Consider the following 22346-nt stretch of genomic DNA (forward strand, 5'->3'; position numbering starts at 1 on the left):
ATCCGAAGGACTTAGGCAGCGGCGTGGGCTTCCTTGGCCTTTTCGATGAGGGCCTTGAAAGCTTCCTCGTCGTGGATCGCCAGCTCGGAGAGCTGCTTGCGGTCCATCTCGATACCGGCAGTCTTGAGGCCGTTCATGAAACGGCTGTAGTTGATGCCGTTGGCGCGGCAGATCGCGTTGATACGAACGATCCACAGCTGACGGAATTCGGACTTCTTTTTACGGCGGTCGCGGTAGGCGTACACCTCGGCGCGCTCGACAGCGTCCTTCGCATAGCGGAAGAGACGGGACTTATTCCCGAAATAGCCCTTGGCTTTTTTCAGGACTTTTTTGCGACGTGCAAGCGTCGCGGGAGCATTTGTGGCTCTAGGCATGTTCTGTAATCTCTTGTTTGGGTGCCGTCGGGTCGCCCATTTTCATGTTACCCGGCTGGCTGAGTTTATATTTTCAAACGTTTCGTTGTATTATGCGAACGGCAGACCGCGGATCAGGTTGGCGCGCTGCCCGTCAGCGACGAGCTTGCTGCTACCTGCACGGCGACGTTGCTTCACACTCTTGTTGCGAAGGAGGTGACGGTGCCCCGGCGTACGACGCAGGAGTTTACCGGTGCCTGTCTTCTTGAAGCGCTTGGCGATGGATTTGCGTGTTTTCTGCATGAGAAATGAGGAAAAGATGGGGAAAACACAGATTTACCCCCTGCTTGTAAAGCTGAAAAACGGGTAAAGTGCGGCAATCCGGCCAAATTGGGCTCAGAACGGAGCCTGTCCGGATTTCGGATCCCAGTAACGGATCGCCTCGATCCGACCAGAAGCCCCCAGTTCAAAGACGGTCAGGCGGTCCTCTTCCTGAGGGAAATCGTCGAGCAAGCCCTCGGCATCGGCCAGCATGATGCGATGGTGGTATTTGCGCATCTTGGGCATGGCAAAGAAGCGACCGACCGCAGGCATCCCGTAAATATTGGCCACATAGACCGCATGATTGGCCTGCAGGTAGTCTTTGGGCTGTGCCGAGAAATACCCATTGGCCGCTTTGCCGACGGACATGGTGTAGGAAACCACCACATAACGGGTCTTTTCCGGCATCGGATAATCCAGCTCGTGCTGGTCCTGCATGCCTTCGAAGGCGGGAAAGGGCTGTCCCACCTCCAAGGATTCGGCGGAAAGCACGGAAAAACTGCCCCCAAGGCAGGCAATGAAGCTAAGAACAACAAGGATACGGCGTAGAGAGATCATAATGGTAGTCAGTAGATAGTATGGAGAAGCAATGAAGCAGGCGTGAACGAATTATGAGGATTTATTCATAAATGATTCAGCAAGGCTTCATGGAGAAGAGATAGGATTGCGTAATGAACACAATCCAGACCCTCATTTTCCTGCCAGTTTGCCTGTTGGCTGCCCAGCTCCATGCCGGTAATTTCAAGATGGATCCCGCCAAATCGAGCTTGTCTGTGGATGTAAAGGCCAGCCCTCCCCACAAATTCACCTGCGTCGCCCAAGACTTCAGTTGCGACATCGAGCTCGCGCCCGACACCCTGTCCGTCGTCTCCGCCAGCTGCCACTTCCCTTTCGGCAGCCTGGATTCCGAAAAAGCTTCGCGTGACAAGAAAATGCGCGAGTGGATAGAGATCAGCCAGTATCCGGAGGGCGTATTTACGCTCACCTCAGAATCAATGGACGCTGACGGCCAAACACGGCTGGGCAGTGGCCAATTCAGTATGCACGGGCAGACCCGGGAGGTCGAACTGCCCTACCGCATCGAACAGACTGAGGGCAAGGTGATCATCGAAGGCAGTTGCGAGCTGAAGTACACGAACTGGGACCTTGAAATCATTCGTCTCCTCTTTTTCACGGTCAAGCCGGACCTGACCGTCCACTTTCACCTCGAAGGACAAGTTCAAAACGATGCCTGACACAAGCGCACCGACCGAGATCGAAGAAGTCGTACTGCTGAATGAAGCCGGCCAAGCGATTGGCAGCGCGCCCAAGGACAAGATCCACGGCCGTTCCACGCCCCTGCACAGTGCATTCTCGATCTTCCTCTTTAATCTGCACGGCGAAATGCTGATCCAACAGCGGGCCTGGACGAAACAGACCTGGCCGGGCATCTGGTCAAATGCCTGCTGCGGCCATCCCATGCCGGGCGAAGCCCTCGAACATGCCGCGCAACGACGCCTACGTCAGGAATTGGGACTGCGGGGGATCTCCCTGCGTCTGGCACTCCCCGACTTTCGCTACCGGGCCAGCTATCAGGGAATTGAGGAAAATGAAATCTGCCCGGTGTTCATCGGCCTCTGTTCTCAAGAACCTCAGCTCAACCCCACAGAGGTGGCCGCGCTCGACTGGATCAACTGGGCGGAGTTTCTTAGTGAGGAGGCCGATCCGACAAAACTGGAGGACAGCAGCTATTCCCCCTGGTCGCGCTTGGAGGCTGCAGCCCTGGGGCAATGGAGCCGCCAGCATCCTCTCGGCTCATTCGTCGCCCAAAGGTAGACACCACTTTACGGCGTGTCCGGATGCCGCTGCCGCAAAACGCTGCAGCGGCTCATCCATCGCCTCCAGCGACAAGCGGTAGGTTCCGAAATGGTACGGGACGAGGTATTTCACTCCCAACTGCTCCGCCGCCTCCCAAGCCTCTTCGGGGTTCAAATGACGAATACGCAGGAACCACTGTGGATCGTAGGCCCCGATGGGCAGCACGGCGTAGTCGGGAGCAAAGGATTCACGAATCTGTTCGAAATGCGGACCGCTGGCGGTATCCCCCGCCACATATAAGGAACGCCCCTTGGACTCGAACACATAGCCACAGGCAAAAAGTCCGCGTTGCCAGGGATACCGCCAGCCCCCGTGTTTCGCGGGCACGAGACTGACCCGTAGATCCCCCAGATCAAGGACCGAGCCCATGGCCAGCGGCTCGATTTGGTGCCGGCGCCAGACCTCGGCGGAAAGAAAGCGCTCGGAACCCGCCGGCAGCACGACGCGACTGGGTGGCAGGGCCTCCAAAGTGCTGTTATCCAGATGATCCATATGGGCATGCGTGATCAGGATCAGGTCGAAACTCCGGCTTGTATCCAAAACGCGGTCGCGAAAAAGCCGGGGGGCCACTTTCACCCGGGTATTGGCAACCGGATCGACCACCACTTGTTGCCCCGCCCAAACCACCTCCATGGTGGCATGCCCCCACCAGAGCAAGCGGGGCGCGAGTGGATCCGACTCCCAAGCGTCCCCCGCTTCCTTAGCCCGGTTTCGAACGTCTGACGAAAGCTGGCCCCAACCTGAAGCTTGCGCCCAAGTCGAGCGACGCCCCCAGCCGAGCCAGACGGCGAAGCCGGTCCCGAAACAAAGCAGGGCAAGACTGCCGATGAACCACTTCATCATTCCAGGCAGCAATCTTCCTTGCTCGGCAGGCTCACCTCAACAATCAGGCCGGAACGGTCCTTTCGGTTACGCGCTTGGATGCAGCCGCCATGCCGGCGCACGATACTCCGGCAAATCGCCAGGCCCAAGCCGTTGCCTTTGGTCTCGCTTCCGCTGTCGATCCGCTCGAAACGATTGAAGACGGACTCGAGTTTGGATTCCGGCAAGCCCGGCCCCTCATCTTCCACGCGAAGTGTCGGCTGCCGGTTGAACTCGCTCCAGCTAAAGCTGACCTTCCCTCCCTTCGGGCTGTAGTTCAGCGCGTTCGACAAAAGGTTCAGGAGTACGTGCCGCATCCACACCGGATCCAGAACCACCGGTTCCTCCAACTTGTTATCAAGGACAAAACGCACGCCACGTTCTTCAGCCAGCAATTCCGCGTCGCACTTGAAATCATCCATATAGTCCTGCAAGTCCACCTCCTTGCACTGGAGTGACATCACTCCCGCATCTGCTTTGGCAAGAAGCAGCATGTCATCAATCAATTTGTTCAGCCGGCTGACCTCCTCCAGCTGCTCCGCCGCGGCATCAACCCGTTCGTCATCACTCATCGGATCCGCCGCGGCCAGGCGTTCCGCCTGCAAGCGAATGATGGAGAGCGGGGTTCTCAACTCGTGCGAAGCCTCCGCGGTAAAACGCTTGACCTGCTCATAGGAAGCCTCGAGACGATCCAGCATCTCATTGAGCAGCCCGGCCATACGCGCAATCTCGTCGTTTGTATTCGGAACAGGGATACGCTCACTGAAGCTCGATGCCGTAATCCTGCGCGCGGTCGACTGAATTGCCGCGACCGGACGGATCGCCAGACGGCTGAGCAGGTAGCCGACCCCGATACTAAGCAGGAAGACGACGCCACAGACAATGAATCCGCTTTGCTCGTAGTCGTCAAAGAGCCCCTCCGCGCTGTGAAGGGAAGAAACGATGTGAACATCCAAGCCGGCATATTTGAATTCGGCGGACCGGAGCAGGCCCAGCTCATCATCATAAACCGTCGCCTGCGGCTTTCCGTGAACAGCCTTGGGCAAGGCGTACGGCCCGAGATTGCTGCTCCTGAAAATAATATCACGGTGCCCCCGGCCGACCTGAAAGAAATAAAGCGCCGCATCCAGTTCGGCATGCTCCCGGACAGCCTTCAGAATCGCATCTTCTTCGCCTTCGTGGGAGAGGTCGATGCGCGAGCGGATCTCTTCGAACTCGACCTCGTTCAGCAGGTCGATGCTGGCGATCATGTTATGCTCAAGGTAGAAACGGCCGATGAGCAGCAAGACCGCAACCGTCAGGGTCACGATCAAGGCGTACCAGAAAGTGAGTCGGCTGGAAAAGGACTTCATGGCATCATGTAACCGACGGAACGGACCGTCTTGATCAGGGATGGCGCATCGGGTCCGAAGTCGAAGTGCTGACGGAGCTTGCGCACATAGACATCAATCAGGTTCGTCTGCATATCATAACTGGCATCCCAGATTTTTTCGCCGATCTGGGTACGAGTCAAAGTCCGCCCGCGGTTCGAAAGGAAGAGTTCCAGCAAGGCATACTCACGGTTGGTCAAGTCCACAGTTTCTCCGTCGAAGCTCACGGTATGCGCCAAGAGGTCCATACACACACCACGGTGTTCGAGCACCGTCTTACGGGCGGTGCCATGCCGCCGGAAAAGGGAGCGCACCCGGGCGAGCAATTCCTCGAAGCTGAACGGCTTGGGCAGGTAGTCGTCCGCGCCGAGGTTCAGCCCGCTGACCCGGTCTTCGACGGAATCCCTCGCACTGAGAATCAGCACAGGCTCGTTAAAGGCGCAACGCCGCCAATCGCGCAGCAATTCAATACCGTCTCCATCGGGCAAGCCGAGATCGAGGATCACTAGATCAAACCCGCTCTCACTGATCGCGTCGTTTGCTTCCTCCACACTGCGGCGCCAGACCACGGTGTAGCTGTTCTCCCGAAGGCCTTTTTCAACAAAGCGGCCAATCTTGTAATCATCCTCTACCAGCAGAATTTTCATCGTCTCGTGAGCGTACTGTAGCCGGGACTACGGGATTGTCAGTCACATTCAACTCCGGTTTCAACTGGTCGAGATAATCCAGCAAGGCCGGCCCCCGGGGATCGCCCGCTTCGAAGAGATAGCTGAAGGAAGGCATGCGCGATCCCGGCATAAGCTGATCGGGAGCGAGCAGGTGCAGACGGTTCCACTCCCTGGGACGGCGCAGGGCCACATTGGCCAAATCCGGTCCCTGCCGGCGGTTGCCGATCAAGACCGGCTCCTGCGAGTAAGCTTGCTCGACACTGGTCGGCGCCCCCCAGAGCCGGCGATCCTGGCCAACCGGCCGGATGTACTGCGAGTGGCAATGAATGCACCCCTCGGAGATATAGACCTGGCGCCCGTAGGCCACCGAGCTGTCCACCCTGTAGGATTTCTCACAAGACATCCAGAGCGTCGCGACGGCACTGCTGAACACGACAACCCCCAGATACAGCGATAATCGAAAAACTTGCTTCATGACTGTTTCACTCCTTTCCGCGCAAGCGGTACAAAGATGGCGAGCCCCAGAGCAGCAAACGCAAGGAGCCAGAACAGGATGGGTACTCGCCCGAGATCATCCACCATCCCGATCCCCATCGCCGACCCGAGCCAACCGGCAATGGCAAAGACCCAGCCCGTACCCCTGGCGATACGTAACGGATCCCGCTCCAGTGCCGCAAAGCTGACAAGAGCGGTCGAGTATGCCGAGACCCCGGCAACATAGAGCGCCCCTCCAATCACGCCCAAACCATGTCGACCGATCAACAGATAGCCGAGAAACAGGCAGGCGAATGATCCCAGGTACAGCAGACGGGGCGCATAACGGTCCATCCATTCACCAGCCGCCATCGCGGCCAGGCAGTGTATCACGCCAAAGCCTAACAGTTGGGCGCTGCCGCCCCAACTGGCCGACTTCAACCCACTCGTTTGCTGAATATCCGCAAACGCGGCACTATCACTCCAAATCAAGACAAGGAAGGCCAAGACAGTCCATGGCAACAGACTCCCCCATCCACGCACTCGCGATTGAATGGCCTGCCAGCTTCCCCATGTGCCCGTCCCCCGGATGCCCGGCAGGAAGCCCAGCGCGAGGATGCCTGCCAAACCCGCCATCCAGCAATGCACACGGGGCGATGCGTCAAAAACAGGTGGCAGATTACAGAACCAATAGGCGAGTCCGGTTGCCAAGCCCGCAGTCAAACCGATATGGGAGAATGGACAGGCCCATGGCAGGTACCCCACCACCGCAACCGTCAAGACACCGAGCGACAATCCGGTCAAAGCGGCCACCAAGGTAAATGCAGGCATAGTCTGGCAGACGGTCGCCAGTATCGCGGTCAACCCCGCAACGAGAAACGAAACAAAGATCATGCGATTTCCCCACGCTTCGCGAAAGGCGTAGGCGGCAAAGAGCGCCCCCGCCACTCCAGACAGGGCCATCGAGCCAAGTACCCACTTCAATTGCGGCCCATCCAGACTGGCCTCCATGAGATGGAGCAATCCGAATTGCGCATAAATCAGGAAATAGAACCAGACGGCCCACAGCAGTCCGATCGCCCGCCATCGCTCTTTCAGAAAACCGGACATCCCATCAATCCTTCCTAATCCATCCTGCCAGGACCAGCCAAGCTTGCAGTAATGCCAGCGAACCATCCGAAACCGGGACCGACCACCAGGCGACATCGAGCCCTCCGGAGAGAATCGCATTCAAGGTAAAGAAACAGATCACCGCACGGACCCAGGCAGTCACACCGAAGATCATGCGGAAAGCTTTCCAATCGCGCCTCCGCTGAACCCGCAAGGCGGCATAGAAGTAAAGCGTCCCGATACTGAACACAAAAGCCCCAATGTAGCGGATAAAGACGAGCGCCTCCGGATCAATCGGGGGCACCCCCATCAAGCGAAGGGCAAAAGCCGGGGCAGCCAATAGCAAGCAACCTGTCAGGCCGTCCATCAGGCCCGCGCCAACGGCCAGGGCCAAGATGCACTTTTCTCTCAAACTGTAGCTCATGTCCGGATCGCGCCTCCGACGCCGACAGATTTCAACTCGACCCGCAGGAGTAAGACCGCCCAGCGTGCGCTGGCGGAAACAAGAAGCCCACCTGCCAACAAACGGACAAGGTAAAGCGTCTGCGTAAGCGCATTGCCTCCAAACAGAACCGTCGGGTCCAAGCCTTCCCGTACGCCCTGTACCAGCATGGCCAGCACATAGATCAATGTGCCCGACTGCCAGAGCCAGAAGCCGGCCCGGTCTGTCCAGGGATCCCCGGATTCCGCACGCCCCAAAGTTCCCAACACGAGCATGTTCAGGGCACCGAGCATACCGGCCATGGCCAGGTGCGCATGCGCCACCATCCCGTTGGTGAATTTCAACACATCCAGAACCCCCGGAAGAAAGGTGATAAATCCGTCCACAGTCAGAAAGCCCCACCAGAAAAGGAACGCCAGCAACCAGGGACGCAGTTGGACGGGCCATTCGAACGCCCTGAAGTACACCGCGATCATGGGCACCCACGCGAGCAGAACACCCAAGCCGACAACCTGCCCAGCGCTGCGGTTGGACGCATTCCCGTGTCCGATCAGAGCCCAGACACACAAGGAGGCGAGGTAAGCGCCGGCATAAAAGCGGCTAAGTTTCCGAGCGCGCGCTTTGCCGCGGATCCGCAGCAGGTAGGGCAGGAATCCGAAAATCAGTATGATACCCAGCGTCGAAGCCAACAGGCTGTGCCCGGTCGCCCCGCCGCTCTCCGGATCGATCGGCGGATAGACCTTGCGCCCGGATGTAATGAAAAGCGAGACCGGGGAAGCGATCAGGACCAGCAGTAACAGAGCCTGCAGCCACTGCTTTGTATCAAATTTACCGATACGACGATAGCGACCCACACTTGCAGCGGCCAGGACCGAAAACAGGACCATCTGCGCCACCGGGAAGGCGATTCGCCCCACGCCCGACCAGTTCAGGAACAGTTTCCCGCTGACCTCCCCCTGCAGGCTGAGGAAACCACCGATAAAGAGCGCGACCGACCATGCGCCGTAACCGATGCCGATGTCCATTCGGGTGGATCCGTTGGAGGGCGACATGAAATAACGCATCAACAGGCCAACCAGTGGCAAGGAGCACCATCCATACAGCTGCCAGTCCATATGCAGGGGCATCCACCGTCCATAGGTCCAATCCGGAACCAGATCGCCCAAGTGCGGCCAGACCAGCAAGGCCGCCAGCCAAAGTCCGACCAAGTTGGCGGCAAGCAGCCAGAAAAAGCTGTAACTCGCTGTTGCCAGCTGCAGGTAGCGCGACCAGCTGTCCGGACGCTCAGTCATGCCCGACCTCCTCTACAGTCCCTCGGGTAACACGGAAGATCCGGTCGCAAGACTGTGCATAGCGGCGCTCGTGCGTAGCGATAACGATAGTGACTTTAAGGTTCTCCGAAAGCTCGCCGAGGAGCTTGAAGACCTGGTCGCCGGTATGTTCGTCGAGGGCGCCGGTCGGTTCATCGGCCAATAGGACTTTCGGCTGTTGGATGAGGGCCCGCCCGATCGAGGTGCGTTGGCGCTCGCCTCCGGAAAGGTCCTGGATGCGATGGTTCACACGGTGCGACATGTTCAGGTGCTCCAACAGGTCCTGCAGACGCGTCTCCGCCGTGACGTTGTCCATTCCCGAGGCCACGGCGGGGATCAGGATATTTTCCCGCACGGTCAGGTAAGGAATCAGGTTGTGCAACTGGAAGACAAAGCCCACCAGTTCACGCCGGAGGCGCAAACGGTTGTCCTCGATGGTGGGATCCACTCCGAAAGTACGAAGTGTCCCGTGGTCCGGCAGATCGAGTCCGCCAATCAAATTGAGCAAAGTTGTCTTCCCGGAGCCCGACGCCCCCCAGAGCGCGACTCGCTCCCCTTCACGGATGTGCAGGTTGGCGTCGCGCAGGACCGGTATTTTTCCGTCATCAAAGCTTTTCGAAACGGATTCCACGATGATCGCATTATCACTCATAGCGCAGGGCCTCCGCGGGTTGAATTTTACTGGCGTACCAGGCCGGATAGATGGATCCGGCGACACTGGTTAGGAAAGCGGTCAGGCAGATGCCCCCCAGCATCGTGGCCGAAACACTGGCTTGGATGTAGCCCTGCAACTGGGGAACATGCTCCAAGGTCACCAATAGGCCAAAGCCACAGAGCAGCCCCAGGGCGACACCAAGCAGTGCGATGCACGCCCCTTCTCCGAGTATGAGTGCGGCGATCTGCTTGCGGGAAAAGCCGCAGACCCGGAGTATCGCAATCTCACGAATGCGGGTAAAGACCGACATCGTCATCGTATTGGCCACACTCATGCCACCAAGCAGGAAGGCGCAGAAGCCCACCGCCCAAGCGGTTGCCGACAGTATTTTAAATTGGCTGTAATTGCTGTTGAATTCCTCGTTGGCCAGCGCAGTCAGGTCGGGAAAGGTCGTCTCAATGGACTCGCGGAAGGCATCCCCGCCATCGACGTCATCGAGATTCACCGAGATAATGGACGCCAGCCCTTCGCGGTGGAAGTAGTCCTGGGCAAGCGCAAGCGGGAAAAAGACCCCGCCGTCCTCAAATCCGTTCCGCGTCTTGAGGATACCGCCGACACGGAAGGTCCCCTTGCCGATTTCCACCTCATCCCCGACACCGGCTTCCATGAATGCGGCCGCCCGTTCGCCCAGATAAACGGTATCGTCCTTCGAGCCAAAGCCGGAAGCGTCCCCCGCCAGCCATTCAGCTCCCTGGATCCTCGGATTGTCGCGTTCGACTCCAAAGCAAGTAATGACAGGGTGACCGGGCACATTGACGATGCCGAAAAGCACGGGGTTAGCTTGACGCACCCCGGGCATACGACGCACCTCCTGCCAGGCGTCTTCCGGCACACTACTGAAGAAGAGATCCGACACATTGCGCTCGAAGACCAGAAAATGGCTGTCGCTCTCAAGAATATTTCGAAACATGCCGATCGCCCCCAGCACCACCGCCAGTACGGTCAACATCGCCGCGACACCAAAAGCGATCCCCACCACCCCGAACAGAGTCCGCAGGCGATGACGACGCAGGTTCGTCAAGACCAGACGTGCGAAACGCATACTCAAGCGGCCTCCACTGCGGACTTCAAAGCCGCCGCTTTACCCCCAAACCGGGCGTGATAGTCGCTCAAAAAAGACCATTTCGTATCCTCGACCACAAGGCGCTCGATCTGCTGCTTGGCACGTTCCAAATAGCGGTTGAGTTCGGCATAGGCCTTTTGCTTGCCCAAGGCCAGCACCAGGTTGGGTCGGGCCTGCTGCAGATCGCGAAACGCGGTCTTGCCGCTATTGCCGGGTCCCAACAGGAGATCGGAAAAATCATCCATGCCCTGATAGATGATGCCCCAATAACGGGCCAGGCGGGCAAGGCGCAAAATTGTACGGAAGGAAGCGCCGGCCAATACGGTCGGTAGCAGCAGGGTCAATTCCAGCAAGGCCCCCGTCTTACGGCCGGCGATCGCCTTGACCTCGGCGGCACCGCGGACCGGGTGATAGCTCAGGTCTCGGGCCTGCCCTTCGAGTATGCCCAATTCGCCCATGCTCCGCTCCACGACGCGTCCGGCATAGTGGCTGTAAGCGCTGTACCGAGTGGAAACCTTCCAGCAGAGTGTGTAGGCTCGGTTCACCAGGGCGAGGGCTGCCAGCACGGCCCGGTCTTCCCCGGCCACCCGATGCAGGCACAAGCGGCCACGACGTTCATCCGCATCATCCATGCAGGGCAAATCGTCGAAGATAAGGGAGGCGTGATGAAAGTACTCGATCCCTTCGGCCAGTAAATCGGCGTCACGCGTCTGGAGCCCGCAGGCAGCCGCCACATCGCGGGCCATTGCCTGACGCAGTCCCGAGCCTTTCGATTCGAGTGCATAGGCAATCGATTCGCTCAGTGAATAGGGCACCGTGCGTAGTTCCGGTGCGGAGGAAAAGTGGTTGGTATCGAGTGCGGCTTCCATGTTTTAGCGGTACGTAGTCATTTCAATTCGCCGGAGAGTGTAGCGGAAGGGGATGAGCATAAAATGAAGCTAAAATGAAATTTTCTTCATCGACCCCGATCGCCGATTCGATGCAAGCTCGCCCCGAATGACCGCGACCACAACCACAGCCGACCACGCCCCCACCGCCCTGCTCTACGGGCGGACCGAAGGGCGCATCCGTCGGCTGGGCGGATTTGAAAAGCACCACCATGTGCCGGACAGCCATCATGACGCGGCCCAGAGCTTTGTCCGGCGTGCCGGACATCCGGAGGTCCAAGCTGCGGCGGAACGCCTGCATGCGGACATCCGTAGCCTCTTCGGCTACAAGCGGCGGGAGTTCGACTACAGCTGCGAGGACGGCTCGGCGCTGATCAAGACCCCGGATTTCGAGCTCGAGATCCGGATCGACCAATCACCGGCGGACCCGAAGTCCTACTGTCTCAGCACCGAGGTCACACGCCTGCACAACGAAAGCATCGCAGCAGATCCCCGATTCCACCAGTGCTTCAACCACCATTGCAACCGCCTGCGGATCGAGTTTCCCGAAGCCATCGACCTGGAGGCCAAAATCGACCGCATCGAAGACATCGACGAATTGGCGGGCTGCCTCGACTACGCCCCCGATGCCAGCGAGTTCGAATTGAAATTGCCCGCCCTCGACCTGCGGATCGAGGTCACCGCGAGCGCGATGGAGTTTCAACTCCTCACCCTCGCAAATCTGGCCAAGCTGATGGAGCACAGCCAAAAAGCCTTCGACATACTCACCGCTGCCGGTTTTTCTCTGCGTTTGAGTTAATACCCCATGTTGAAAAAACTAGCGATTGTCTTCGGGATCGGCTTTCTGGTCCTGCTCCTTCTCGTCGGCGGCGCCCTCATCTGGTTCAGCCATGACGCCTCCAAAGCCCTGGCCGAGGCCAAAGCCGGGCTGGTCGAAGACGGCGCTCCCTTCAGCATCGAGCAAGTGCTCCCGGAAGTGGACGACGCCGACAACGCCGCCCCGCTCTATCTGGAATTGGATGCCTATGTGGAGGAGCACCCGTCGATTCTGGCATTCGACGATAGCTTGGAAGGACTCATCCCCGACGAAGACCTGGATCCCTACCAAGCCGTGCAGACCTTTCAGATTGAGCCCGAGCTTTGGCCGGAGATCGGCAAATTACTCAGCACGGAAGACTTCGAAGGCTATTTCAACCGAATCGAACAGATCGCGGAGAAACCATCCTTCAAGCCGGACTGGAATTATGATGCCGGCCCGGCCATGTTGGTCCCGGAAGTCGGCATTATCAAACGGGCAGCCGATCGACTCCTAATGAAAGCGGCCTATTCCATTCATATGGGACAAGACGGTGACGCCGCCCGCTACCTGTACCAGACGCTCCGGCTTTCGGAACACGTGGGCCAAGGGGACAACCTCATCTGCCTGCTCACCAGTGTCGCCACACAGAAGATGGCTTACCGCTTCCAGCAAGCCGCCAGCTGGCAGTCCCAGAACTGGCATCAAGCCGGACTCGGCAACTGGAACCTGAAGCCGAGTGAGCGCTGGATAGCCTCCATGGATATGGAACGGCTCGGACTGGCGAGTCCATTTTTTGAGGCCATCATTGAGGGAGACTATGAGCGCCTCCTGGAATTAAGCGGCGGGGAGGTTCCGTCGCTCCAGTTGAAGACGGCAAGCAATCCCCTTGTCGTGTGGTTTTTCAAATACGACTACGCCGCCTACCTGACTTACATGAGGAAGGCCCGACAACTGCAACCCGAGGCGCTCGGAGCGTTCGCGGACTTTGAAGAACGCTTCCAAGAGGAGGTAAAGAAGCACCGCCATCTTCTGACGGCAATTGTCACACCTGCGGTTCGAAGCATGTATGATCATGTGATCGCAGCTGAAGCACGCAACGAACTGGTACGCACCAGCTCGGCACTGGAAGCTTATAAAACGATCGCAGGCCAGTACCCGGACTCGATCGAGGCTTTGACGCCACAATATCTCGATCAGATCCCCATGGATCCTTTCAGCCAAGCCCCGTTGCACTACCGGAAAGAAGGTAACGCGTTCACGCTCTACAGCATCGGGACAAACCTCGTTGACGATGGGGGTTCAATCGACGAAGAGGACACCAATTGGCCGACGGAGGGCGACATCGTCTGGACCGGCCGCGGCAGTGTGCCGCATCGCGAACAAAGCCCGGGGGATCAGCCCACGAGCGAACCGGCCCTATCCCGGTAAGTGTAAAACGATGCCCCCAAAAGTGCCCGTCCGGGATCGAGATCTAGATATAAACGATCCGGGCGCACTGGTCGCAGTAATGCGGCTCCCCGTAGTGCATCGCCTCTTTGGCCACGTCATTGGACACCCGCAAATGGCAACCGCCGCACTTGTGCGCCTCCACCTGTACCACATAGGGCGGCCGCTTCGTCATCTTGCGCACGCGGTCGTAGTTTTCCAAAAAGTTGTCCTCCACCCCTTCACGTGAAAGCGCCAGTGCCGCCTGGGCTTCCCCCAGGGAGGCTTCGAGGTTGCCGGCACGCTCGGCGAGTTGGGCGATCTGCCCGTTACGGTCTTGGATCCGCAGCTCGATCTTGCCTTTTTCGGTCTGAAAGTCGGCCTGGAGTTCGTCGATCTCCAGCATCAGGGCAATTTCCTTTTCCTCCAGCTCGGCGATGGCCGCCTCGGTCTGCTCGATCTGCTGGGTCAAGGCCCGGTATTCCTCGTTCTTCTTGACCTCCATCTGCTGGGTGCGGAACTTCTGCACCGCCGTTTCCTTCGACTTGACCTCGTTGTCGAGATCGTGGCGCTCCACTTCCTTTTGTTTGAGCGATTGCCGCGCGGCCTCGATATTGGCGGTCTCCTCGGCGATCTGCTTCTCCAAGGCGGCTTTTTCAACCGGGATACGCGCCAGTTCCTGTTCGAGTTTCTGCAGCGCCAGATCACGGTCCTGGACAATCAGCAGTTTTTCAATTTGCGGGTCAGCCATATATTCTAAAACTCACTCAACCCTCACCGATATACCAGAGCAACCTAAAAGACCGCATGAGCGACACTTCCCTGCAGGACCAGATCGACGACGCCACCTTCGACTTCGCCATCGGCGAAAATGACAGTGCTCTGGCCAAGCTCCGCAGCATCACCGGCAGCCATCCCGACAGCTTCGAGGCCTGGCATGCCCTGACCGAGGTCCTCTACGCGAGTGAGGACTATGATGCCGCACTCGGCGCCGCGGAAACCGCACATAAGCTGCGGCCCGACGACATCCACATCAATACAAGCCTGTCGCGGATCTGGGTCGAGCGGGGCGACAAGGATAAAGCCGAACACTATGGGGCGCAGGCTCGCATGCTCGGCTGGAAGGAGGAGCTTAAATCTCCGCCTCAAAAAGACGAGCTCTAGGCGAAGAGGCATAAAATCCACGAAACGACCCAAAATCGTCCGATTTAGACCGAATTTTGGCTAAAACCGGCCCAAAAGTCGCCCAAAGCGCAAAATTTCGGCGCCAATCGCCCTCATTCCCCAAACTGAAAATACAGGGCAATCCGCCTCTCCAGCCTCAGGGCCGACCTTGCCAGCGGCATTGACAGGCCGCACCGAGGAGGGCTAAATCCACAATTTATATTTATGGAAGATATTACCTACACCCTCGAATTTGAGAAACCCCTACGCGAACTCGAAAAGCAGCTGATCACGCTGCAGCAGGTCTCGCAGGAATCCAAAGTCGATGTCAGCAGTGAAATCACCGCGATCGAGAAGAAGATCGAGAAGATGAAGTCCGAAATCTACTCGAACCTCACCGCCTGGCAACGTGTGCAACTGTCCCGCCACCCGAAACGCCCCTACTCCCTCGACTACATCGAACGTATTTTCACCGACTTTGAGGAACTGCACGGGGATCGCCGTTTCAAGGACGATGCCGCCATCGTGGGCGGCCCCGCTTTTATCGACGGACAGCCCGTCATGGTCATCGGCCAGCAAAAGGGCCGGAACACAAAAGATAACCTCAAGCGTAATTTCGGCTGCCCGCACCCGGAAGGCTACCGCAAGGCCATGCGTCTGATGGAGATGGCCGACAAGTTCGGAATGCCGATCATCACGCTGATCGACACGCCGGGCGCCTATCCCGGCATCGGGGCCGAAGAGCGTCACGTGGCCGAAGCGATCGCCGTCAACATCCGCGACATGAGTGCCCTGAAGGTGCCGATTATCACGATCGTGATCGGCGAAGGCGGCTCCGGTGGTGCTCTCGGCATGGCCGTGGCCGACGAGGTCATGATCCTTGAGAACGGCTACTACTCGGTCATCTCACCCGAAGGCTGTGCTGCGATTCTCTGGAAGGACCGTGCCGCCGCCCCGGAAGCGGCGGAAGCCCTCAAGTTCAGCCCGGAGCACCTGATGAAATTCGGCATCGTCGACCAGATCCTGAAGGAGCCGACCGGCGGCGCCCACCGCGACTATGAAGAAGCGGCCGCCAATATGAAGGACGCCATCCTCAAGTCCCTGGCCAAGCTCAACAAGCTGAGCACCGACAAACTCCTGGATCAACGCTACGCCAAGTTCCGCAAGATGGGCGTCTTCACCGAGTTGGAGAAATAGGCGCAGCCGACAAGGCCGCAAATAGGTAGGGCTCGTTGTCCCCGGTAAAGGATATTGAACCCTACCGAGATCGATCGACCCTCGGTACCGTCGAACCCTACCAGCTGACGCGCAAGCCGTCGTAGGCCAGTCGGATATTATCCGGTAGGCGTGCCTCCGTGCTCTCGTGATCCACCATGTAGGTCATGTGGGTCAGAAAGGACATGCTCGCCCCCATCTTTTTGGCGGTATCGACCGCTTCGTCCACCGACATGTGGGACGGGTGCGGATCCGGACGCAGGCCATCCAACACGATCAAATCGGAACCGTCGGCCACAACCAGGGCTTCTTCGGTCACTTCCTTGCAATCGGTGTAGTAGGCAAATTGTTTCCCCGTCTCCGCTTCGGTGAAGACGAGTCCAAGCACCTGCATGGGGCCATGCGGCAAGATAACCGACTCCACGGTGCCACCGGGTAGCTCCAATGCCTGCGGCATGCTGTTGAGTTGAAAAGCCGGATAACCCTTGACCTTGGGCTTATCCAAGACGGCATAAGGGTAGATCTCACGGATCCGCGCCAGTCCGGCCTCGCTGCTGTAGACCGGCATGGCCACGCCTCCATTCAGGTCACAAAAACGGCGCAAGTCATCCATCCCAAGGATATGGTCCGCATGCGGATGGGTGAGAATAAAGGTGTCGATTTGCGTGACCGCATTATTCAGGCACTGCATGCGAAACTCCGGAGCCGCATCGACCTGGATGTGATGCCCTCCCATCTCCACGTGGATGGAAGTACGCGTGCGCCAGTTCTTCGGGTTGTCGAGATCGCAGCCGTCTTCGGGCTGTGCGATCATCGGCACTCCTTGCGATGTGCCCGTGCCTAGAAAGATGATTTCCATAATCGAGATTCACGCTGACAGCGGATTGTCCGCTGGCAACTGAGTAATAGCGCTTCGTGGCCATACTGCACAAAGCGTGCGAGACTCACCGGGAATCTTCTTTGAGGGCACTCAAATCGAGGTCCAGATACACCATACGATGGTCCGAGCCCTCAAGAACCCCGGGAGCGTCATAGATGCAGGCCGAGTCCTGCTTCAAGGCAGGCTTGAGCGCCTCCGAAAGAATGAATCCGTCCACAGTGGTATAGCTGCCCTGCTTGCGGTAATAATGCGTCCACCACTCCTTCCGGGAATCCGTTGCCGGCACGTGCCAGCCCAGCACCAAACTGCCTCGCTGATAAAAACGGCGCAGCGGCGCGCTGTTCAGGTCGTCATTAAAATCACCGGTCACCAAATAATGCCTCTCGCCTAGATCCAAGGTCCGCGCCACCACCCGGTCGCGGCAAGCCTCGGCCTCGCGCACGCGCCGAAGCGCCGATTCCGGGTCCTTTTTCTCATCCGACCACCGGCTTTTCAGGTGGACACCGAAGAGCCTGAACATCACGCCCTCGACGGGTTCGAAACTCACCTCCAGCAGCCCACGTTTCACCGACTCGCGCCGGTCCATGTACTTGAAATCAAGATCGCGGTGCTTCACCACCTGCTTGGGTGCCAGGCGGCTGAGCACCGCAGTCTGCCGGACCTCGTCCTGAGCTTTAAAATGCACGGCATAGGGATAATGCAGGCCAGCATTGGCGAGATCGGTGCGCAATTCCTCTAGAAACATGGTCTCGCCCATCTCCTGAAGAAAAAGAATGTCCGGCCGGACCTCCAGGATCGCTGCCCGTATCCGCGCTTTTTCCGGCTCGGGCTTGGGATAGGCAGGTCGCCACTGCCCGTCCACCATCCGGTCCATGACCAGGTAATTCTGCAGGTTGTAGGTGGCCACGCGCACCGGCTCTGCGCCCAGTGAGCACAAGGCGGAGAGAACACAGAGATAACTGAGCAGAGACTTCATCCCGGGGCTGGGGTTGAACAATGGCTACTGCCCCGCCTCTGCCTCAAATAAGGCGGCTTCGCGCTCCAAAAGCGTCGGGTGGGAGTAGTAGAAGCCACTGTAGGCCGGGTGCGGGGTTAAATTGCTGAGGTTCTCCTTGTGCAGCTTGCGTAAGGCGCGGGACAGGGATTGCGGCTGCCCCATCGCGTCACGGGCAAAGGCATCGGCCTCATATTCGTGCTTGCGGGACCACAGGCTGCTGAACGGAGCCAACCAGAAGGTCACCAGGCCGCTCAGAAGCATGAAAAGCAGGAGCACCGGTACAATCGACTGTGTGCTCTCCGAAGCAAAATGGAACGCTTCGGTGAACCAAGCCGCATTGGCCAGCCAGCCGATCAAGGCAAACATCAGGAAGGTGGTAACCGCCGAAAGGATGATCCGCTGGGGAATATGCCCTTTCTTGTAGTGGCCGATTTCGTGAGCCAAGACGGCTTCCAGCTCATCCGCTTCCATCTGTTCGATCAGGGTGTCAAAGAGCACGATCCGCCGGAACTTGCCGAAGCCGGCGAAAAAGGCATTGGAGTGGCCGGAACGTTTGCTGCCATCCATCACCAAAATGGTCTTCGCCTGGAAACCGGTACGCTCCGCCAGATTAAACAGACGTGTCTTCAGCTCCCCATCCTCCATCGGCTCCAGCTTGTTAAAGAGCGGCATGATGAACATCGGATAGGCCACCACCATGACCAGCTGAAAGAGGAAAAAGACGGTAAAGCCCCAGAGCCACCAGAGACTGCCCACCGCGCTGACCAGAAAGATAAGAAGGGCCAACAAGGGGTAACCGATGATGAAACCGATCAGGAGGCCCTTGAACTTGTCCACGATCCAGAGTTGCAGGCTGCTCTTGTTGAAACCAAAACGTTCCTCCAGACGGAAGGTACTCCACCAGTCGAAGGGCATCCCGGGAATGCTGAGGAGGATACCGGTGGCAAAGAGCACCAGGGCCTGCCCCCAAACCCCGTAACCAAGCAGCGCAGTCAGTTGCCCGTAAAGCCAGGGCAGAAAGCCGGAAAGCAGCACAAGGGCAAGAATGCCCGCATCGTAGAGATCGTTCACGATCCCGAAGCGTGTCTTGGCCACGGTGTACTCGATCGACTTCGCATAGGTCGGCTCGTCGATGAAATCCCGGAATGCTTCGGGCACCTCGGCGGACTGCGCGCGGGCATGGCGCATGTTCAGGACATCCAGCCCGATGGAGCTCAGCAACTTGAGGAGTAGGAGGATGACGAAAACAGTCAGAATCAAATTCATCCCCCCGACCCTGACAGAGCCATCCTCCGCAGGTAAAGCAAATCCGTACCCGGCATGGAAATGGAACCGACTGCTAGGTGGCATGTGCAATTTTTACTTATAGTCTGTCCCTTGTAATAAGGTGCGGCGCGGGACGCGCCTGCGCGACCACTCATTCAGGCTGAAAACGAACCCCTCCACCCTTCGGCAGGCTCAGGACAGGCCGCTTCGCGGTCCCCCTCCCCTGCGTGCAGGGGAGGAATCAAGGGGTATTGCATAGTCTGTCCCTAATTAAAGTTCATAGACCGGGAGGAACTGAACATGCGGATTGCCCTTCGGGCCGATGGGGGCAATGTGTTGCGGAAGGACACGGAACCCCATCACGGTGAACCGAGTCCCAAGACTTGCCGCACACATGGAGCCGACTCACACAACCCCGACACCTGCCCCGGAAACAGTCCGTGCGGCCATGAACGGGAACGAGGCGGCCTTTGCGGAACTGTTCAAGCAGCACTATCCCAGGGTGTACCGAACGGTACATGCCATGCTGTCCGACGAGGCCGATGCCCGCGAAGTCAGCCAAATGACCTGGATCAAGGCCTGGCAAAAGCGAAACCGCTTCGATTTCAACTCCAGTTTCACCACCTGGCTGCACCGTATCGCGGTCAATACGGCGCTGGATGAGCTGCGCCGGCGCAAGCGCTATTGGAAGCGTTTCCAGCGGATTTTTCGCCAAACGGACGACAACAAGGAGGAGGACCTGCCCCTCCCCCATGAAAACAATCCCGCAACCGGCATGATCGAGGACGAGCGGCATCTGGCGGTACGGGAAGCGATTGCCAAACTTCCGGAAGCACAGAGAACGGTGCTCGTACTCCGCGAATTTGAAAACTATACTTATGAGGAAATTGCCGCTACACTCGGATGCAAAACCGGCACTGTGATGTCCCGTCTGCACTTGGCACGTAAAAAACTCCAACAGCTTTTAACCCTGTCCGCACCATGAAACGCCTCCCTTGCATCACAACCATCTGGCTCATCCTCTGCCTGACCTGCTTCGCCCAGACGGAGGTCCGGGGACAGGACGGCGGCCACATCAAGGTCCAGGCCATTCTCGTGGCTGCCTCCAACGATGGCGGCGGGGTCGACGGTTCGCTCAACCGCTACGCCGGCACGCTCAAACGGCTCTTCCGCTTCGACACTTACCGCAAGGCCGGTCAGGGCAGTACAAGCATCGACCTGCCCGGTTCCGGAAAGATCAAACTGGGTAAGGGGCAGAGCCTCAGTATCGATGCCAAGCCGGACAAGAAAGGCGCCTCCCTCGACCTGCGCTGGTCGGAGGGCATCCATGCCCGGATGAAATTGAAGCCCGGCAAGCCCGGTGTGCTCGGCGGGCCCAAGATCAAGGGCGGCGACGGTAACTACCTGCTGCTGGTTATACTCGAGTAGGCCGATCGAAGGTCTGTACTCGTAACGCCGCAGCCCTTTTGGCTTAGGCAAAATCATTCAGCACACCGCAAACGACAACACCGCAGGCGTCCGCAAGCGGACACGCCACGCCGGCTCGTGCGGGCGTAGAGCAACGGAGCCCCAAGAAACGAAGGCGGGACACACTACACTGGCAGCGAATGGCACTACTTTAAGCTTCTTATCGTAGTGGCGACTTCAGTCGCCATCGAGCCGAGGTGGCTTAGGATGCTGAATATGGCAGCTAAAGCAGCCACTACGAGCGACGCTTTGTTGCAAAAGGAACCCTTCTATTTGTCCTTAAAGTAGTGCCATTCGCACTGGCAGCGGCGTTGCTAGAAAATCATTCTGCTGTCCATCATTCTGCCTAAATCACACGGCTGTAAGCATCATTCTGGCCTGTCCTGAAGAGCAGCGTCGAAGGGCAGTAATCATTCTAGAACGCATGCACCGGCACCGGGCTTACAACACTGCCATTTTGGCAGAATCATTTGTAGCCCTTCGACAAGCTCAGGACAGGTCAGAATCATACCTGCACACCGCAACTGACAACACCGCAGGCGCCCGCAAGCGGGCACGCCACGCCGGCTCGTGCGGGCGTAGAGCAACGGAGCCCCAAGGATACGAAGGCAGGGCACGCCACGCTGGTGTTACCCATGTCCTGACCCCTCCACCCCTCCAGTCAGGTCTCAGGTTTCATCCTTCAAGAGTCAGATCTCAGCTTTCATCCCTCAGCCCTCAGAGAGCCAGCGCGGCTCGATCAGCAGGGTCTGACGGAAGCTTGCGGTCGAAAGCGGCAAGCGCCGCATCTTCATCTCCAGGAGGTTGACCGCCACACTGCCGATCGCTTCCAGTCGAAGGTCCATGCCTCGCTTGCCGTCAAAGGGAGGCAGGGTATGCAGCGTGTAGATCGGCAAGGTCATGGCACGGGGCCAGTGCCGACGCAGATAATCCGCCTGCCGCTCGTTGATCGTAATGATCGCCTCCGGTGCCGTCTTCTTTAAACGGGCCAGATCCGCGGCATTCGGTCGCTGTGAAGCCACCACCAGCGAAATATCACCGACTTCCGGCACGGACTCGGCCACATAGGCCGCCCCCAGGATCGTGTGGTCGGAGACCAGTTCCCGCTCGATCGGGAGAAAGCAGGTCACACGATTGAACTTCTGGAGCAAACGCCGACAGGTTTCCTTGACCGCCAGCCGCAGGTCCGGACGCACCATCTCGCCCTCGACTTCACGCAGGAATCCGCAATGGACCACCGGGGCCACCTGCTCATTGAACAGGTCCTCGTCCAGAACCGCACGCGACTGCCCCACCAGCACGCCACGGATCCCGCGGCTCTGCACCACCCGCCAAAATGCGGCCGCCGAGGGAAACTCATCCCAGTAAAAAGTCGTCACGCCATAGCCCAGAAGATCGGCCTGCCGGCGGATGCCCCGCTCGTAGAGCTTGAGCTCCACTTCCTCATCCTTCCGGCTGTCCACCAGAAAGGCCAGCATCACCCCGCTGACCGATCGCCGTCCCTGCCAGCGGCTCGCCGCGATACTCGCCAGGGCGGGGTCCGGCCGGTAGCCCAATCGCTCGGCCGCCTCCCGGACCCGCCGGATCGTCGCCTCCGAGATCCGTGGATGCCCGCGCAGCGCCAGGGAGACGGTCGACACATCCACTCCCAGCTCCCGTGCGATATCCTTCTGCGAAACCCGCTCTTTCATACGCAAAAAAT

Annotated in this window: 26 protein-coding genes; 8 read left to right on the forward strand and 18 right to left on the reverse strand. The window is 58.5% G+C overall.

The genetic code is table 11. The features are described from left to right. Positions 1-11: 11 nt before the first annotated feature. The 3 genes from rplT to O2597_RS12995 form a co-directional block, all read right to left on the reverse strand. Complete coding sequence (rplT, locus tag O2597_RS12985) at positions 12-374, reverse strand: 50S ribosomal protein L20 (protein WP_269525508.1); 363 nt, start codon at positions 372-374, stop codon at positions 12-14. Positions 375-464: 90 nt separating this feature from the next. Further along, the gene (rpmI, locus tag O2597_RS12990; protein WP_269525511.1) at positions 465-656 is read right to left on the reverse strand and encodes a 50S ribosomal protein L35; all 192 of its coding nucleotides are present in this window, start codon (positions 654-656) and stop codon (positions 465-467) included. A gap of 93 nt (positions 657-749) precedes the next feature. Beyond that, the gene (locus tag O2597_RS12995; RefSeq protein WP_269525513.1) at positions 750-1232 is read right to left on the reverse strand and encodes a hypothetical protein; all 483 of its coding nucleotides are present in this window, start codon (positions 1230-1232) and stop codon (positions 750-752) included. A gap of 113 nt (positions 1233-1345) precedes the next feature. On the opposite strand from O2597_RS12995, the gene O2597_RS13000 reads away from it, so the two are divergent. Together O2597_RS13000 and idi are read left to right on the forward strand one after the other, a co-directional pair. Continuing rightward, positions 1346-1909 carry a YceI family protein gene (locus O2597_RS13000; RefSeq protein WP_269525515.1) on the forward strand — a complete coding sequence of 188 codons (564 nt, stop codon included), beginning with the start codon at positions 1346-1348 and terminating at the stop codon, positions 1907-1909. Then, the gene (gene idi, locus O2597_RS13005) at positions 1902-2489 is read left to right on the forward strand and encodes an isopentenyl-diphosphate Delta-isomerase (RefSeq protein WP_269525517.1); all 588 of its coding nucleotides are present in this window, start codon (positions 1902-1904) and stop codon (positions 2487-2489) included. The genes O2597_RS13000 and idi overlap by 8 nt, the downstream gene beginning before the upstream one ends. Here the strand turns inward: idi and O2597_RS13010 are convergent. The 10 genes from O2597_RS13010 to O2597_RS13055 are packed head-to-tail and all read right to left on the reverse strand — an operon-like array spanning position 2469 to position 11413. Further along, the gene (locus tag O2597_RS13010) at positions 2469-3374 is read right to left on the reverse strand and encodes an MBL fold metallo-hydrolase (RefSeq protein ID WP_269525519.1); all 906 of its coding nucleotides are present in this window, start codon (positions 3372-3374) and stop codon (positions 2469-2471) included. The two genes, idi and O2597_RS13010, sit on opposite strands and share 21 nt — an antisense overlap. Next, positions 3371-4744, reverse strand: a complete 1374-nt coding sequence (locus tag O2597_RS13015) for a HAMP domain-containing sensor histidine kinase (protein ID WP_269525521.1) — start codon at positions 4742-4744, stop codon at positions 3371-3373. The genes O2597_RS13010 and O2597_RS13015 overlap by 4 nt, the downstream gene beginning before the upstream one ends. Then, a complete protein-coding gene (locus O2597_RS13020; RefSeq protein ID WP_269525523.1) occupies positions 4741-5409 on the reverse strand; it encodes a response regulator transcription factor in 669 nt (222 codons plus the stop codon). The genes O2597_RS13015 and O2597_RS13020 overlap by 4 nt, the downstream gene beginning before the upstream one ends. Beyond that, the gene (locus O2597_RS13025; protein ID WP_269525525.1) at positions 5384-5905 is read right to left on the reverse strand and encodes a cbb3-type cytochrome c oxidase subunit II; all 522 of its coding nucleotides are present in this window, start codon (positions 5903-5905) and stop codon (positions 5384-5386) included. The genes O2597_RS13020 and O2597_RS13025 overlap by 26 nt, the downstream gene beginning before the upstream one ends. Continuing rightward, a complete protein-coding gene (locus O2597_RS13030; protein WP_269525526.1) occupies positions 5902-7014 on the reverse strand; it encodes a hypothetical protein in 1113 nt (370 codons plus the stop codon). The genes O2597_RS13025 and O2597_RS13030 overlap by 4 nt, the downstream gene beginning before the upstream one ends. 4 nt (positions 7015-7018) lie before the next feature. Continuing rightward, complete coding sequence (locus tag O2597_RS13035; protein ID WP_269525528.1) at positions 7019-7438, reverse strand: hypothetical protein; 420 nt, start codon at positions 7436-7438, stop codon at positions 7019-7021. Next, positions 7435-8748 (reverse strand): heme-copper oxidase family protein, encoded by a 1314-nt coding sequence (locus O2597_RS13040; RefSeq protein WP_269525530.1) that lies wholly within the window; start codon positions 8746-8748, stop codon positions 7435-7437. Before O2597_RS13040 ends, O2597_RS13035 begins: the two co-directional genes overlap by 4 nt. Next, entirely contained in the window at positions 8741-9418 is a 678-nt protein-coding gene (locus tag O2597_RS13045; RefSeq protein ID WP_269525532.1) for an ABC transporter ATP-binding protein, read from the reverse strand. Before O2597_RS13045 ends, O2597_RS13040 begins: the two co-directional genes overlap by 8 nt. Next, positions 9411-10523, reverse strand: coding sequence for an ABC transporter permease (locus tag O2597_RS13050; protein ID WP_269525534.1), 1113 nt, complete (start codon positions 10521-10523; stop codon positions 9411-9413). Before O2597_RS13050 ends, O2597_RS13045 begins: the two co-directional genes overlap by 8 nt. A 2-nt stretch (positions 10524-10525) precedes the next feature. Beyond that, positions 10526-11413, reverse strand: coding sequence for a polyprenyl synthetase family protein (locus tag O2597_RS13055; protein ID WP_269525536.1), 888 nt, complete (start codon positions 11411-11413; stop codon positions 10526-10528). Positions 11414-11540: 127 nt separating this feature from the next. Here O2597_RS13055 and O2597_RS13060 point away from each other — a divergent pair, with 127 nt between their 5' ends. Both O2597_RS13060 and O2597_RS13065 read left to right on the forward strand, forming a co-directional pair. Next, positions 11541-12230: a hypothetical protein gene (locus tag O2597_RS13060; protein ID WP_269525538.1), complete on the forward strand. Its 690-nt coding sequence runs from the start codon at positions 11541-11543 to the stop codon at positions 12228-12230. Positions 12231-12236: 6 nt separating this feature from the next. Further along, positions 12237-13658: a hypothetical protein gene (locus tag O2597_RS13065; protein WP_269525540.1), complete on the forward strand. Its 1422-nt coding sequence runs from the start codon at positions 12237-12239 to the stop codon at positions 13656-13658. Positions 13659-13701: 43 nt separating this feature from the next. On the opposite strand, the gene O2597_RS13070 is transcribed toward O2597_RS13065, so the two are convergent. Continuing rightward, a complete protein-coding gene (locus O2597_RS13070) occupies positions 13702-14406 on the reverse strand; it encodes a zinc ribbon domain-containing protein (RefSeq protein WP_269525542.1) in 705 nt (234 codons plus the stop codon). Between the two features lie 56 nt (positions 14407-14462). Here O2597_RS13070 and O2597_RS13075 point away from each other — a divergent pair, with 56 nt between their 5' ends. Further along, positions 14463-14819 carry a tetratricopeptide repeat protein gene (locus tag O2597_RS13075; RefSeq protein ID WP_269525544.1) on the forward strand — a complete coding sequence of 119 codons (357 nt, stop codon included), beginning with the start codon at positions 14463-14465 and terminating at the stop codon, positions 14817-14819. A 225-nt stretch (positions 14820-15044) separates the two neighbouring features. Continuing rightward, the gene (locus O2597_RS13080; protein WP_269525546.1) at positions 15045-16016 is read left to right on the forward strand and encodes an acetyl-CoA carboxylase carboxyltransferase subunit alpha; all 972 of its coding nucleotides are present in this window, start codon (positions 15045-15047) and stop codon (positions 16014-16016) included. Between the two features lie 97 nt (positions 16017-16113). Here O2597_RS13080 and O2597_RS13085 read toward each other — a convergent pair whose 3' ends face one another. The 3 genes from O2597_RS13085 to O2597_RS13095 form a co-directional block, all read right to left on the reverse strand. Further along, positions 16114-16893, reverse strand: a complete 780-nt coding sequence (locus O2597_RS13085) for an MBL fold metallo-hydrolase (RefSeq protein WP_269525548.1) — start codon at positions 16891-16893, stop codon at positions 16114-16116. An 85-nt stretch (positions 16894-16978) separates the two neighbouring features. After that, on the reverse strand, positions 16979-17890 hold the full coding sequence (locus tag O2597_RS13090; protein WP_269525550.1) for an endonuclease/exonuclease/phosphatase family protein: 912 nt from the start codon (positions 17888-17890) through the stop codon (positions 16979-16981). A gap of 24 nt (positions 17891-17914) precedes the next feature. After that, positions 17915-19261 (reverse strand): M48 family metallopeptidase, encoded by a 1347-nt coding sequence (locus O2597_RS13095; RefSeq protein WP_269525552.1) that lies wholly within the window; start codon positions 19259-19261, stop codon positions 17915-17917. Between the two features lie 310 nt (positions 19262-19571). On the opposite strand from O2597_RS13095, the gene O2597_RS13100 reads away from it, so the two are divergent. Further along, positions 19572-20162 carry a sigma-70 family RNA polymerase sigma factor gene (locus tag O2597_RS13100; protein ID WP_269525554.1) on the forward strand — a complete coding sequence of 197 codons (591 nt, stop codon included), beginning with the start codon at positions 19572-19574 and terminating at the stop codon, positions 20160-20162. Next, positions 20159-20605, forward strand: a complete 447-nt coding sequence (locus tag O2597_RS13105; protein ID WP_269525556.1) for a hypothetical protein — start codon at positions 20159-20161, stop codon at positions 20603-20605. The genes O2597_RS13100 and O2597_RS13105 overlap by 4 nt, the downstream gene beginning before the upstream one ends. A 749-nt stretch (positions 20606-21354) precedes the next feature. Here O2597_RS13105 and O2597_RS13110 read toward each other — a convergent pair. Continuing rightward, complete coding sequence (locus O2597_RS13110) at positions 21355-22335, reverse strand: LacI family DNA-binding transcriptional regulator (protein ID WP_269525557.1); 981 nt, start codon at positions 22333-22335, stop codon at positions 21355-21357. Between the last annotated feature and the right edge of the window lie 11 nt (positions 22336-22346).

Origin of the sequence: Coraliomargarita parva (assembly GCF_027257905.1) — a bacterium.
Taxonomy (GTDB): Bacteria; Verrucomicrobiota; Verrucomicrobiia; order Opitutales; family Coraliomargaritaceae; genus Coraliomargarita_A; species Coraliomargarita_A parva.

Excerpts from the sequence above, each read along its gene's own strand:
- O2597_RS13040 (WP_269525530.1), bottom strand. The coding sequence starts at position 8,748 with ATGACTGAGCGTCCGGACAGCTGGTCGCGCTACCTGCAGCTGGCAACA.
- O2597_RS13080 (WP_269525546.1), top strand. The coding sequence starts at position 15,045 with ATGGAAGATATTACCTACACCCTCGAATTTGAGAAACCCCTACGCGAA.
- O2597_RS13110 (WP_269525557.1), bottom strand. The coding sequence starts at position 22,335 with ATGAAAGAGCGGGTTTCGCAGAAGGATATCGCACGGGAGCTGGGAGTG.
- O2597_RS13045 (WP_269525532.1), bottom strand. The coding sequence starts at position 9,418 with ATGAGTGATAATGCGATCATCGTGGAATCCGTTTCGAAAAGCTTTGAT.
- O2597_RS13020 (WP_269525523.1), bottom strand. The coding sequence starts at position 5,409 with ATGAAAATTCTGCTGGTAGAGGATGATTACAAGATTGGCCGCTTTGTT.
- O2597_RS13085 (WP_269525548.1), bottom strand. The coding sequence starts at position 16,893 with ATGGAAATCATCTTTCTAGGCACGGGCACATCGCAAGGAGTGCCGATG.
- O2597_RS13025 (WP_269525525.1), bottom strand. The coding sequence starts at position 5,905 with ATGAAGCAAGTTTTTCGATTATCGCTGTATCTGGGGGTTGTCGTGTTC.
- O2597_RS12995 (WP_269525513.1), bottom strand. The coding sequence starts at position 1,232 with ATGATCTCTCTACGCCGTATCCTTGTTGTTCTTAGCTTCATTGCCTGC.
- O2597_RS13050 (WP_269525534.1), bottom strand. The coding sequence starts at position 10,523 with ATGCGTTTCGCACGTCTGGTCTTGACGAACCTGCGTCGTCATCGCCTG.
- O2597_RS13100 (WP_269525554.1), top strand. The coding sequence starts at position 19,572 with ATGGAGCCGACTCACACAACCCCGACACCTGCCCCGGAAACAGTCCGT.
- O2597_RS13035 (WP_269525528.1), bottom strand. The coding sequence starts at position 7,438 with ATGAGCTACAGTTTGAGAGAAAAGTGCATCTTGGCCCTGGCCGTTGGC.
- O2597_RS13075 (WP_269525544.1), top strand. The coding sequence starts at position 14,463 with ATGAGCGACACTTCCCTGCAGGACCAGATCGACGACGCCACCTTCGAC.
- O2597_RS13055 (WP_269525536.1), bottom strand. The coding sequence starts at position 11,413 with ATGGAAGCCGCACTCGATACCAACCACTTTTCCTCCGCACCGGAACTA.
- rplT (WP_269525508.1), bottom strand. The coding sequence starts at position 374 with ATGCCTAGAGCCACAAATGCTCCCGCGACGCTTGCACGTCGCAAAAAA.
- O2597_RS13015 (WP_269525521.1), bottom strand. The coding sequence starts at position 4,744 with ATGAAGTCCTTTTCCAGCCGACTCACTTTCTGGTACGCCTTGATCGTG.
- O2597_RS13060 (WP_269525538.1), top strand. The coding sequence starts at position 11,541 with ATGACCGCGACCACAACCACAGCCGACCACGCCCCCACCGCCCTGCTC.
- O2597_RS13010 (WP_269525519.1), bottom strand. The coding sequence starts at position 3,374 with ATGATGAAGTGGTTCATCGGCAGTCTTGCCCTGCTTTGTTTCGGGACC.
- O2597_RS13065 (WP_269525540.1), top strand. The coding sequence starts at position 12,237 with ATGTTGAAAAAACTAGCGATTGTCTTCGGGATCGGCTTTCTGGTCCTG.
- idi (WP_269525517.1), top strand. The coding sequence starts at position 1,902 with ATGCCTGACACAAGCGCACCGACCGAGATCGAAGAAGTCGTACTGCTG.
- O2597_RS13030 (WP_269525526.1), bottom strand. The coding sequence starts at position 7,014 with ATGTCCGGTTTTCTGAAAGAGCGATGGCGGGCGATCGGACTGCTGTGG.
- O2597_RS13105 (WP_269525556.1), top strand. The coding sequence starts at position 20,159 with ATGAAACGCCTCCCTTGCATCACAACCATCTGGCTCATCCTCTGCCTG.
- O2597_RS13090 (WP_269525550.1), bottom strand. The coding sequence starts at position 17,890 with ATGAAGTCTCTGCTCAGTTATCTCTGTGTTCTCTCCGCCTTGTGCTCA.
- O2597_RS13070 (WP_269525542.1), bottom strand. The coding sequence starts at position 14,406 with ATGGCTGACCCGCAAATTGAAAAACTGCTGATTGTCCAGGACCGTGAT.
- rpmI (WP_269525511.1), bottom strand. The coding sequence starts at position 656 with ATGCAGAAAACACGCAAATCCATCGCCAAGCGCTTCAAGAAGACAGGC.
- O2597_RS13095 (WP_269525552.1), bottom strand. The coding sequence starts at position 19,261 with ATGCCACCTAGCAGTCGGTTCCATTTCCATGCCGGGTACGGATTTGCT.
- O2597_RS13000 (WP_269525515.1), top strand. The coding sequence starts at position 1,346 with ATGAACACAATCCAGACCCTCATTTTCCTGCCAGTTTGCCTGTTGGCT.